Origin of the sequence: Aggregatibacter kilianii (genome assembly GCF_003129965.1) — a bacterium.
GTDB classification, from domain to species: domain Bacteria; phylum Pseudomonadota; class Gammaproteobacteria; order Enterobacterales; family Pasteurellaceae; genus Aggregatibacter; species Aggregatibacter kilianii_A.
This window is the reverse complement of record NZ_NRCJ01000001.1, coordinates 173,721-186,727: the sequence shown is the minus strand read 5'-3', so window position 1 is coordinate 186,727 and position 13,007 is coordinate 173,721. Positions and strand designations below refer to the sequence as shown.

The 13,007-nt window shown below is 45.3% G+C and carries 6 protein-coding genes; all 6 read left to right on the top strand.

Annotation, left to right across the window (positions count from 1 at the left end; genetic code table 11):
• Positions 1-13: 13 nt before the first annotated feature.
• On the top strand, positions 14-712 hold the full coding sequence (locus DK430_RS00815; protein ID WP_109077223.1) for an SIR2 family NAD-dependent protein deacylase: 699 nt from the start codon (positions 14-16) through the stop codon (positions 710-712).
• 81 nt (positions 713-793) lie between these two features.
• The gene (locus tag DK430_RS00810) at positions 794-2,029 is read left to right on the top strand and encodes a PDDEXK-like family protein (protein ID WP_109077222.1); all 1,236 of its coding nucleotides are present in this window, start codon (positions 794-796) and stop codon (positions 2,027-2,029) included.
• A 224-nt stretch (positions 2,030-2,253) separates the two neighbouring features.
• Positions 2,254-3,702: a metalloprotease TldD gene (gene tldD / locus DK430_RS00805; protein ID WP_109077221.1), complete on the top strand. Its 1,449-nt coding sequence runs from the start codon at positions 2,254-2,256 to the stop codon at positions 3,700-3,702.
• Positions 3,703-3,754: 52 nt separating this feature from the next.
• Positions 3,755-9,526 carry an MG2 domain-containing protein gene (locus DK430_RS00800; protein ID WP_109077220.1) on the top strand — a complete coding sequence of 1,924 codons (5,772 nt, stop codon included), beginning with the start codon at positions 3,755-3,757 and terminating at the stop codon, positions 9,524-9,526.
• 80 nt (positions 9,527-9,606) lie between these two features.
• Positions 9,607-10,503 (top strand): DUF4189 domain-containing protein, encoded by an 897-nt coding sequence (locus tag DK430_RS00795; RefSeq protein WP_239496768.1) that lies wholly within the window; start codon positions 9,607-9,609, stop codon positions 10,501-10,503.
• A 117-nt stretch (positions 10,504-10,620) separates the two neighbouring features.
• Positions 10,621-12,981, top strand: coding sequence for a penicillin-binding protein 1C (gene pbpC, locus DK430_RS00790; RefSeq protein WP_109077219.1), 2,361 nt, complete (start codon positions 10,621-10,623; stop codon positions 12,979-12,981).
• Positions 12,982-13,007: the final 26 nt, after the last annotated feature.

Sequence of the window (13,007 nt, the reverse complement as noted above, 5' to 3'; positions counted from 1 at the left end):
TCAGGAGGCAAACATGAAACCCCTTTGTGTCGTGTTAAGCGGCGCGGGCATTAGTGCCGAAAGCGGTATTCCGACTTACCGCGCGGAAGATGGTTTATGGGCGGGACATAAAATTGAAGAAGTCTGTACGCCGGAAGCCCTGCGACGCAACCGCAAAAAAGTGCTGGATTTTTACAACGAACGGCGCCGTAATTGCGCCGAAGCTCAACCCAACGCGGCGCATAAGGCGTTGGTGGAATTAGAATGGGGCTACAACGTGCAAATTATCACGCAAAATGTGGATGATCTGCACGAACGCGCAGGCAGTGCCAATGTGTTGCATTTACACGGCGAATTAACCAAAGCCCGCAGCAGTTTTGACCCCGATTACATCGTGCCTTGCTTGGGCGATCAATCCGTGGAGGACAAAGACCCGAACGGACACCCCATGCGCCCGCACATCGTCTTTTTCGGTGAAAACGTCCCTATGCTGGAACCGGCAATCAATTTGGTCGCACAAGCAGACGTCGTGCTGCTCATCGGCACCTCATTGCAGGTTTACCCCGCCAACGGTTTAGTCAACGAAGCACCGAAAAACGCCCGAATTTACCTTATCGACCCCAACCCGAACACAGGCTTTATTCGCCATAGAGTCAAGGTCGTTAAAATGAAGGCAGGCGAAGGCGTGCCACAAGTGGTGGCGGAATTATTAGGGGAAGTGAAAAACACTTAGAAAAACAACCGCACTTTTGTGGTAGATCTTTGTGGTGGGATGATTATCATCTGCGCATTTTGATTAAACTAAGGAACCACTATGGCAAATAATATCAATCAGATTGTCGATTCTTTAATTTCTATCAGCCAAGTGATCGAAAATTTTCGATTACAACGCGAAAAAACCGAACTGTACGATTCGAATCGTTTTAATCCCTTTCAGTTTATGCGAACGGATGAAATGGGTTTGTCAAAAATTCTTGCCTTTCTGTTAGATCCAAAAGAAGCCCATGGGCAAGGGGATCTATTTTTAAATAGTTTTTTGAAATTTATTGGAAAACATAATTTTTTAGCATACGACAGCATTCAGGTAAGTGTAGAAAAAGCGACAAGTAAAAATCGTCGTCATGATATTTTTATTGAGGGTTTCTTAAATAATGTACGCCGTTGGATAGTTTCAATTGAAAATAAGCTAAGATTTGCTTCTGACCAAGAAGAGCAGTTAAAAGATTATCGTGATGATTTGGAGAAATATAAAGAAGCCGAATACTGTCTTATTTATCTTCCAGTCTTTAAAGAACCTCCCTCCGGAAACTCTATTCGGAAAAATGAGTGGGAAGATCTAATCAGTAAAAAAAAGGCTATATTACTGTCAGCCAACGACTTAATTGGCTGGCTGGATAACACACTAATTGTAGCACCGGCAGTTAAACAATTTTGTCAGGATTTTAAAAAATTTTTAAGTGAGGAACTTATGGGGAATATGGAAAAGAGTAATGAGTTAGTTAATTATTTAATGGAGAATAATGACGCCTTATACTCAGCATTGAATATTATTGATTCAACTGAAAAACTATATGAAAGTCTTGTGAAAACTCTAATAGAGCAATTACAAGAACGTTTTGAACGTAATTATAAACAATTAAAGAATTATGGGTGGAAATGTAATTCTGCTGGTGATGTTACAGCTAAAGAATTTGGTATTTATTTTGATCAGGACGATATTTATTGGGGAATTGGTATTGAATTTGGGGCTAGTCACTTCAGAGATGGGTATTATGGAGTGTATTGTAATAAGAATCAATATGAAGAATTATATGATTTCCTAGGAAGTATTTTTGATGAGGCAAAATTAAGATCTAATTTTAGATACAGTAGACGTTGGGCTATGTGGAAATGGTTAGATAGTAATCTATTGAATTGGGATGCTGAAATTTTAAGAAAAATTCCAAATAGTGAATTAGCTGATCAAATTTTCGATTTATGGAAACCCTTATTGGATGTCATTACAGAAAATCTAGATGAAATAAAAAAACTGGATATTAAAAAATCCTAACAACATCATTATTATTAAAAAACTCCTTACCAACTCGGTAAGGAGTTTTTTATGCTTGAATATAAGTTAAATCTATACCCTAAATAATCTACGCCTAATCCTCTCTTTTCCCTCAAAAAACATCAAACTTATCGGCAGTTTTGACGCACTTTCCTTTTCGGTTTCGGCGGGAAATGCGTTATAATTCCGCATAATTTTTTATCGATAAAATAACCGGGATTTACATGTTAAAAAAAGTAACCGAAAGTTTATTGGCGCAGAGTCATTTGACGCTGGCGGATTTGCCGAATGTGTTTGATACCTTGGCGCAGCGCAATGTGGATTATGCGGATTTGTATTTTCAGCTCAGCCGGGACGAGAGTTGGGTCTTGGAAGACGGGATTATTAAGGAAGGCGGGTTTCATATTGATCGCGGCGTCGGCGTACGTGCCGTCAGCGGTGAGAAAACCGGTTTTGCCTATTCCGATCAAATTAATTTAGCCAATTTGCAGCAATGCGCGCAGGCAGTGCGGGGCATTGCGCAACCTTCCCAATGTAATTTTATTCTGCCGGTGAAGTTTAACCCGGTGGACGCGCCGTTGCGTTATCAGCCGATTAATCCTTTACACAGTTTAAGCCAAGAGCAAAAAATCGAATTATTGCGCTTGGTGGACAGCACCGCGCGCGCAGAAGATCCGCGCGTGGTGCAGGTGAATGCCGGGTTAAGCATGGTATATGAAGAAATGCTGGTAGCGGCAACGGACGGCACGTTGGCGGCGGATATTCGCCCGTTAATTCGCTTGTCCGTTTCCGTGTTGGTGGAGCAGGACGGCAAGCGTGAACGCGGCAGTGCGGGTGCGGGCGGTCGTTTCGGTTTGGAGTGGTTCTTTGAAAGCTATAAAGGCGAGCAAAGAGCGGTCTATTTTGCTAAAGAATCTGTGCGTCAGGCGTTGGTGAATTTAGGCGCGGTGGCGGCGCCGGCGGGTTTAATGCCGGTGGTGTTGGGCGCAGGCTGGCCGGGCGTGTTGTTGCATGAAGCGGTGGGGCATGGTTTGGAAGGGGATTTCAACCGTAAAGAAAGCTCCCTGTTCACCGGCAAAATCGGCGAATTGGTGACATCACCGCTATGTACCATTGTGGACGACGGCACGTTAATGGATCGTCGCGGTTCGGTCACGGTGGATGACGAAGGCGTGCCGAGCCAACATAACGTGTTAATTAAAGACGGTATTTTGCAAAAATATATGCAGGATAAAATGAATGCCCGTTTGATGGGCGTGCAGCCGACGGGCAACGGGCGCCGTGAGTCTTACGCGCATTTGCCGATGCCGCGCATGACCAATACGTATATGCTGGCGGGCAAAGATAAATTTGACGATTTGGTGGCTTCCGTAGAACACGGGATTTTTGCACCGCACTTTGGCGGCGGACAAGTGGATATTACGTCCGGCAAATTTGTGTTTTCTACCTCCGAGGCTTATTTAATCGAAAAAGGCAAGATTACCAAACCGGTGAAAGGCGCCACCTTAATCGGCAGCGGCATTGAAGTGATGCAAAATGTGTCCATGGTCGCCGACGAAGTGGAATTGGATCATGGCGTGGGCACTTGCGGTAAAGAAGGTCAAAGCGTGCCGGTCGGCGTGGGGCAGCCGGCGTTGAAAATCGACCGAATTACCGTAGGCGGGACGAATTAACGATGACGTTAAATTGATTAGCAAAAGAGATTTTTAGGAACGGAGAAGTCCTATGCAGGGCAAAATAAAATTTTCGGTACTTGGCGCGCTTGTGATTGCAGCGGCAGCAGGCGGCGCTTATTGGTATCAACATCAAAAAAGTGATGAAAGTAATGCGGTTAAAGTGAAATTTAACCCGATTGAGCAAACCTATTATGGTCAAGGTTACGGCAGCCAAGCGGCGACAAATACGGTTTATCCGTTAAATGTGGAGTTCAGCGGCGCGGCGGCACCGATTGATAAGGTGAAAAGCGAAATTACCCAAGGCATCAAAATGGAGCCGGCAATTGAAGGGAAGTGGGTTTGGACCAGTGATTATTTGCTGACCTTTACACCCGCACAAGATTGGCCGACGGGGCAAGAATATAAAATCACCTTGGACAAAAGCGCGTTAAACCCGAGTTTAACCTATGCGAAATCCGTTACCGGCACGCATTCCGTGAAAACCCAACCTTTCAGCTTGGTGGAATCCGACGCGGAGTTTTATCAGGATCCAAATTTATCCCATATTCGCCATTCCTTAACTCATCTGGTGTTTTCCAATCCGGTGGACCCAAAGGAACTGGAAAAAGCGGTTGAAGTAAATTTGGTGCACAAAAATCAGGATCAGTCTCTGAATCTGATTAATCCGCTGAAATTCAAAATTCGTTATTCCGACAATAAATTGGAAGCCTGGATCAGTTCCGACGAACTGTCTTTATCGACCCAACCGAATCAGTTCGTACAAACCAAAATCAGTCAGGCATTGCGTGCGAAAACCGGCGTAAATACTTTAGAAAAAGAGATCACCAAGCTGGTGCAAGTGCCGTCGAAATACAGTCTGCAAAATTCTTATAACAGCTTCAAAATCATTAATAATCAACAAAATGAAGCGGAGCAGGTGCTAACCTTTAACTTCAATTACGGTGTGAAAGGCAAAGACATCGCCGATAATTTAACGGCGGTGTTATTGCCCGAGCCGCCGGAAGGTAAAAGCTGGGAAACGGATAATTTAACCGAAGCGGTGGTGAAACGTGGCGAACGCATTCAACCGGAACTCATTCCTAGCGAACATCCTTATGCTGCTAATCAATCTTTCCGTTTTAATATTCCGGAAGGGCGTTGTCTGTATTTGCAATTGGATAATAAATTCACCGCATTAGGCGGTTACCAATTGAAAAAAGCCATCGGCAGCCTGGAATGTGCGCCGAATTATCCGACCTATGTGAGCTTTGTGGGCAAAGGATCTTTATTGTCGCAATATGGCGACGGCAAAGTGACCCTTGCCGTGCGCAATGCGGACAGCGTGCAATTGGATATTGGTCGCGTGCAGGGCGAGCAACTTCGCCATGTGGCAAATTTAAACGGTAACAGCTTCCAAAAACCGGATTTGGGCAATTTGAAATTTGATGATATTGCGACCTTCAAAACAGAAACCTTAAACGTGAATAATCGTGATCCGCGCAAATCCGATTACCTCAGCGTGGACTTGACACAAAAAGGCTTGCCGAAACAGGGGATCTTCTGGGTGAAGGCAAGTGCGGTCAATTCTAGCGATGAATCTGAAGGCGATAGTTTAAAAGACAATAACGGTGAGTATGACGACTTTGATTCTGATCCGGATTCACAAAAAAGCGATTACCGTTTAATTGTGTTAACGGATTTAGGCATCATCGCGAAAAAAGCGGCGGACGGCACGCAATCCGTGTTTGTGCAATCCATTGCCGGCGGTGCGCCTGTTTCCAGTGCCTTGGTGAAAGTGATTTCCCGCAATAACACAGTGATTGCCAGCCAATACACCAATAAACAGGGTGTCGCTCAGTTGCCGTCTTTAGAGAATTACAAACAGGAACTTGAGCCGGTGATGTATTTGGTGACGCGCGGGCAGGATCAGTCTTTCCTGCCGATTGATAAAGCGGATCGCACCTTAGATTTCTCCCGCTTTGATATTCGCGGACAGGAAATATCGCAGGAACAAAATGCCATTAAAACCTTCCTATTTAACGATCGCGGCATTTATCGTCCGGGGGAATCCGTGTATATCGGCATGATCAGCAAAGCCCTAGATTGGAAAAAATCGCTGGCAAATGTACCGTTGACCTTGGAAATTACCTCCCCATCCGGCAAGACCCAATGGCAAAAAAATATTCGCGTGAGCGAAAGCGGCTTTAATGATCTGACCTATCCGTTATCGGAAAATGCGGAAACCGGCGAATGGTCGGCGCATATTTCTATCGCGCAGCAGCAAGAGCAAATTGACGTGGGATCCATGACATTCCAAGTGCAGGAATTTGAACCGGATACTTTAAAAATCAATACCATGTTTAATAACAGCCCGCAATTAGGCTGGGTTTCACCGCAGGATTTAAATGCCACCGTGCATTTAACCAATTTGTTCGGCACGCCGGCGCAAAAACGTCGGGTGAGTGCAAACATCATGTTGCATTCCATCTTCCCGAGCTTCCCGCAATACAAAAATTATCAGTTCTATGATAATCAACGTAATAAAAACGCCATTTTGTTGGAAACCGAATTACAGGATCAAACCACGGATAACAACGGCAATGCGGTTTTTGCCTTGAATTTGGCACAAGAAGCGGAAAATACCGTACAAATGTTGTATTTCACAGCGGACGGTTATGAAAATAACAGCGGTCGCGGCGTGTCTAAGGTGCAATCGGTGTTGGTTTCCGCGCAACCTTGGCTGGTAGGTTATAGCAGTGCACAGGATTTAAATTATTTAAGAGAGAACGGCGAGAGCAAAGTAAATTTAATCGCCATTAATCCAAGTCTGCAAAAAACTTCCGTGCAGGGATTAAGTGCGGTCTTAATGGAGCGCAAATATGTCTCCGTGCTGACTGAACAACGTTCCGGTGCGTATAAATACGAATCCAAAATGGTAGAAAGCCAACTGGATGAAAAACCGTTGAATATCGATCAAAACGGTTCGGATTTTGCCTTGAATACCGAACGTAGCGGTGATTTTGTACTGGTGATCAACAACCAATACGGCGAAACTGTGAACCGTATTCCTTACACGGTGATCGGCAACCGCAATGTGACGGTCGCGATGGATAAAAACACCGAACTGAAATTGAATTTGAATAAAAAACAATTTATGCCGGGTGAAGAAATCGAAGTGGCGATTAACGCGCCTTATGCGGGTAGCGGTTTAATCACCATCGAACGTGAGCGCGTATATGCCCACCAATGGTTTAAATCCACCACCAACCGTTCCGTGCAAAAAATCAGAATCCCTGAGAATTTTGAAGGTAGCGGTTACATTAACGTGCAATTCTCCCGCGATATGCAATCCGATGATATTTTCACCAGCCCGTTAAGTTATGGTGTCGCACCGTTCAGCGTGAATGTGGATAACCACCGCTTGAACGTGAATTTAACCGCACCGCAACAAGTGAAATCCGGCGAGAAAGTGCAATTTACCCTATCTGCCGATAAGCCAAGCAAAGCGGTCATTTATGCGGTGAATGAAGGCATCTTGCAAGTGGCGGGGCATAAACAGGAAGATCCGTTGAAGTTCTTCTTCCCGAAATATGCCTTACAAGTGGAAACCTTACAAATTCTGGATTTGATTTTGCCGGAATTCCGTAAAGTGTTGCAGTTCGCCCAAACCGGTGGTGACTCGGAAGAAGCGGCTGCGTTAGAAAAAGCCATTGCGGCGAATACCAATCCGTTTAAACGGAAAACCGATAAACCGGCGGTGTTCTGGTCGAATATCGTGGATGTGGACGGCAGCAAAACCGTGACTTACCAAATTCCGCAAGGCTTTAACGGCAACCTCAAAGTGATGGCGATTGCCGTCACCAACGACGGTTCCCAAATGAACATCGGACAAACGGAAACCTTGGTGCGTGACGATATGATTTTGTCACCGAGCGCACCGATTACCTTGGCGCCGAATGATGAAACCAACGTCAGCTTAACGGTTTCCAATAACACGAAAAACAAGCAAAACGTGTTGGTTCTGCTTAATGTCGCACCGCAATTCCAAGTGTTGAGCAATGCGCAAACCTCAATCATGTTGGAACCGATGAGCGAGGGCGTGGTGGACTTCAAACTGAAAGCCACGGATGTTCTTGGCAGCGGTATTTTATATTTCACCGCCGCTTATTTGGATGAACAGCAACAACCGGCGCAAGTGGAGCGCAAATACGGCATTTCCGTTCGCCCGCTGACGGCGAAACAGCAGTTCATCAAAGTGGGTGAAGTGGCGGCAAATCAACAGGTTAAAAGCGAATTGCCGAATCTGTTGTTCCCGCAGCGTCGTGAGCAAGCCGCATTGATGTCACCTGCGCCGTTAGCCTTGGCGCAAGGTATCACAAGCTATCTGGGCAATTACGACAACCTGTGCACGGAGCAAATTATTAGCGCCGCCATGCCGAATCTGCTGTTTGCCAATAATCCGGAATATCAAAGCCTGCTCGGGGTCTTGTCACAAGCGGGCGATAACCAAGCGATTCAAGCCAATAAGCAGCAAATCCAAGGTAATTTGAATCGTGTCTTTAGCTTGTTGCCGGCGCGTCAAACCGTGAATGAAGGGTTTGGTTTGTGGTCCGGTTTGGAGGAGGACAGCGAGTTCTTAACGGCGTATGTGGCGCACTTCTTAATTGAAGCGCAAGAGCACGGCGTACAATTACCGGCAGCTTGGACTGCACCAAACGGCTTGTTTAATAAATCCATCACGGCGTTAGAACGTCTAAGTCGTCCTGAAAGTGAAGATGATTTAGCCATGTTGCGTCAACGCGCTTATGCCACTTATTTATTGGCGCGCTTAGGTCAAGTGCCGAGTGACAGCTTGATGTCAATCCGTAGTCTGTTGGAACGCAATTTCAAAGCGGAAGAATGGCAATCGGATCTCACTGTCGCTTGGTTGGCGGGGGCTTATCAATTAGTGAAACAGGAAGAAGACGCGGATAGTCTGATTAGCAACGTGATGGCGAAATTCAATAATTCGCAACCGAAAACCGAATGGTTCTACCGCGATTATTTGGATCCGTTAATTGAGAAGAGTTCTGTGTTTTATGTGTTGTCCCGTCACTTCCCTGAACAGGCGGCACAAGTGTCCGATACGTTGTTAAACAGCATCGTGCAGGATTTGAACGACAACCGTTATAACACCTTATCTTCCGCCATGGTATTACTGGCGTTGGATGATTACGGCAAGCAACATCCTGAACAAATTGCGAATTTGCATATTCAACAAGATGGACAAAATCTCGGCGGTGTGCAAGGCGCGTTCCTGTTAGCCGATATTCGAGCGGACAAAGCACAGCTCAATTTCGTCAACCAAAGTACGCAAAAGGCCTGGTATGCCATCAGCCAATCCGGCTATGTGCAACAACCGCCTGCCGAAGCCATTAAAAACGGTGTGGAAATCGACCGCACTTATTTGGATAAAGAAGGCAAACCGGTGACCTCTGTGAAACTCGGCGAGGTGATTAACGTGCAGGTTAAAGTGCGTTCATTACAAAACGAACAAGACAACATGGTGATTACCGATCTCTATCCGGCAGGTTTTGAAGTGGTGAATAGCAACAGCGACGAAACCATGAATGTGAAAGAAGGCGATGTGATTTACATGTTTAACTTTGTGCATCGCGACCTGCGCGAAGACCGTATGTTGAGCTACGGCTCGGTAGGCGACACCACCACGGTGATTAACTATCAATTAAAAGCCGTCAACGCGGGGAAATTCCAAATTCCGCGCGCCTACGCAGAAAACATGTATAACCGCACGGTAAACGCACAGTCTGCCGATAAAGGTTATATTGAAGTGGTTCAATAGTTAATACGAAATGAAATATAGGGATTCATTCTCTATATTTCTTCTATTTTTATATCAACCTTAACAAATAGGGAATTTAAATGTTCTTATCAAATAAACTTAAGTTAGTTTTTTCACTAATATTTACTTTATTTTTAACCGCTTGCTCAACTATGTATAACCCGTTAGATACTATTTATTGGAACGGAAGAGAAGATACGGAATTTTTTGCCCGTAAGCGTCTTCCTGATGAATCGTATCGTTGTATCAAAGATAATGAACTTAAGTTTATCCATGCTTATCGGTTGGCACTTTATGATTTAAAAACTTATGAAGTCGGTCGCAATTCTACAACAATCTTCCTGAGAACCGATAAGGTTTATACAGGAGGCGTAACATGGACTTATGTCTTTACTGATGCGAATCATAAGATTACCTCAATTCGAGATGCTACCGGCTTTGGTGATATTGAAAAAGAATTTGGCTGTGGCGAATATCAGGAAGCTGTCACGATTGCTTCTCCTGCAGATTTAAAGAAACGTAAAATGAAACCACGTTTATGGGCGGCTATTGTTCGTACACCTGAGCAAAATCAAATGTTATGGGCTTCAGATGCTGCTTATAAAAATGTTAGAGATGCTGAAAATGATGCGTTGAAACAATGTAAAGAGTACGGTGGTCAAAATTGTCAATTAATGATGGCTATTAGTAATATGTGCTTGGGGCTTGCGACCGGAAAGAATAGTAACGGTATGTTTGACTCATTTGGTACCAGTATTATTCCTGACCACTCTAAATTGATGGCGGTTGAGAATTGTAGAAAACGCGGAGGATCAAGTTGTGAGGCAACTCCGGTTCCTGCTCTTTGTGCGATTCCTTGTGATATGCTATCTGATAATAAATGTTTCTTTGATCAGCCACAGGTCATTATACCAAAACTGAAAGGTGGTAAACCGGTAGCTGTTGCTTTGGATGGCAGTGATCCTATTGCTAGATAACGTTAATGAAGTGCGGTCAAAATTTTGAGTGTTTTAAATAAAAGTTTGACGTAATCAATCGGTAGCGCATAGCTTTTTGGTATGCGCTATCACTTAACCTATTTTCCCTCATTCCTTATGCCCCGATTACATAAAAGAACCTATTTTTTTATTTTTTTACTACTTCTCCTCAGCATAGGGTTACTCATCCATTTTTTACCTCATGAATCTCTGAAACAACGCTTTCCTTATTCTGTTGCGGTGTATGACGAGCAACAAAATCTGTTACGGTTGACCACGGCAAAAGATCAGAAATATCGCCTGTGGACGCCGTTGGAGGCGCTTTCTCCGCAATTTGTGGACGCGGTGTTATTTCAGGAGGACGAATGGTTTTATTATCATTTCGGTGTGAATCCTTACGGTTTGCTGCGTGGGGCGACGCAAACCTATTTGTTCGGCGGTTCGCCGCAGGGCGGTTCCACCATTACTATGCAACTGGCGCGGATATTGTGGAATATTGACAGCCGTACCCTCGGCGGGAAGCTGGAACAGATTTTGCGCGCGGTTCAGCTGGAGTTGCAATATTCCAAGCATGACATTTTGGAAGCCTATTTCAACTTTGCGCCTTATGGTCGGAACATTGAAGGCGCCGGCACGGCAAGCCTGATTTATTTTAACCGCGCCAATAAAAATCTGAATTTGGCGGAAGCCATGACCTTGGCGATTTTGCCGAAAAACCCGAACGGTTATATTCAACAGAATAATCAGCAGCTGAATCCGCAGCTCTTTAACGCACGCAATAAGCTCTATGCCCGCTGGGTGGAAAGTCATCCGAAAGATCGTCAGTGGCAATCCCATTTCAAATTAAATTATCCGTTGCGCCCCCTTGAAAAACTCCCGTTTTTTGCACCGCACTTTACCGACCAAGTGCTGCAACAGTATGCGGAAAGTGAGGCGATTCAACACGGGCAGATCGTGACGAGTCTGAATAGCGGCTTGCAACGTTTGGTGGAGCGCATCAGCCAGCGTTATCTGCAACAACAAAAACAATATGGCGTGAACAATCTGGCGGTGTTGCTGGTGGATAACCGTACCATGCAGATTAAGGCGTTGGTGGGTTCCGGCGATTATTTCAATTCGCAAATCAGCGGACAAATTAACGGCACGTTGGCAAAGCGTTCTTATGGTTCAACCTTGAAGCCGTTTATTTATGGCTTGGCGTTCGATCAAGGTTTGGCTCACCCCAAAACGATTTTAAAAGATCTTCCGACGCATTTTGCCGATTATCAGCCGGAAAATTACGAGGGCAATTTTCTTGGCCCGGTGAGCGTTACGCAGGCGTTGCTGCAAAGTCGCAATATTCCTGCGGTGGAAATGGCGCAGCGCTTGAAATATCCCGATCTTTACGATTTGCTCAAGCTGGCGAAGATTGTGTTGCCGAAGGAAAAAGCCCATTATGGCTTGTCCTTAGTTTTGGGCGGAGCGGAGCTTTCCATGCAACAACTGGCAGGTTTATACGCCGCCCTTGCTAACGGCGGGAAATGGCAGCTGTTACAATGGCTGAAAAATACACCAGCCACGCAAAGCACGACGTTATTAAGCCCGGAAAGCAGTTATATGTTAGGCGATATATTGTCGCAAAACATTCGCACGGATATTTATAACAAATCCATCAAAACCAAATTGCCGATTTATTGGAAAACCGGGACCTCCAACGGTTTGCGCGATGCCTGGACGGCGGGTTATTTCGGCAATTACACGCTGGTGGTGTGGCTCGGCAATTTTAACAATAAAAGTAACCCGCACTTTATCGGTCGCCGCCTCGCCGCGCCGTTATTTTTACAACTGGCGGACGCCATTATTGCGCAATACCCGAACATGAACGATCCGCTTAGCCGTGAGAAGTTAACACTGAGGGACGTGCCGGTTTGCGCCGCTGACGGTAATTTGCCGAATAAATATTGCCAACAGCTCACCAATACGCTCTTTATTCCCGGCAAATCACCGATTCAGGTAAGCAATATTTATCAGCAGTTACGTGTGCGTAAAGGCTCGGATATTTTGGCTTGCGCAAGTGATCCGAACGAGCAAACGGAACAAAAAATTTACGAAATTTGGAGCAGCGACTACCAGAAATTGTTCGCTCAGGCGGGCATTATGAAACGCAATCCGATGGTGAACCCGGAATGCCCTTATGAGCAACAAAATCAGTCGCTACAACAAATTACCCATAACCCGCTGAAGATTACGTCACCGTTGGAAAACCGTACTTATTACTTCAACCCGAACAGTGCGGAAAATCCCATCCCGCTGACGGCGACAACCTCGGGCGAGATCCAACGTCTTTATTGGTTCGTCAATAACGCTTATTTAGGCGAAAGCCCTTCATCGAAAACGTTCTTATGGCGACCTGCCAAAAGCGGAAACTACCAAATTACTGCCGCCGATGAGCAGGGCCACAGAACAACCATAAATGTGGTGGTGAGCGCGGTGCATTAGGTGGTTTGGAGGAAAGTGCGGTTGAA

Excerpts from the sequence above, each read along its gene's own strand:
- tldD (WP_109077221.1), top strand. The coding sequence starts at position 2,254 with ATGTTAAAAAAAGTAACCGAAAGTTTATTGGCGCAGAGTCATTTGACG.
- DK430_RS00800 (WP_109077220.1), top strand. The coding sequence starts at position 3,755 with ATGCAGGGCAAAATAAAATTTTCGGTACTTGGCGCGCTTGTGATTGCA.
- DK430_RS00810 (WP_109077222.1), top strand. The coding sequence starts at position 794 with ATGGCAAATAATATCAATCAGATTGTCGATTCTTTAATTTCTATCAGC.
- DK430_RS00795 (WP_239496768.1), top strand. The coding sequence starts at position 9,607 with ATGTTCTTATCAAATAAACTTAAGTTAGTTTTTTCACTAATATTTACT.
- pbpC (WP_109077219.1), top strand. The coding sequence starts at position 10,621 with ATGCCCCGATTACATAAAAGAACCTATTTTTTTATTTTTTTACTACTT.
- DK430_RS00815 (WP_109077223.1), top strand. The coding sequence starts at position 14 with ATGAAACCCCTTTGTGTCGTGTTAAGCGGCGCGGGCATTAGTGCCGAA.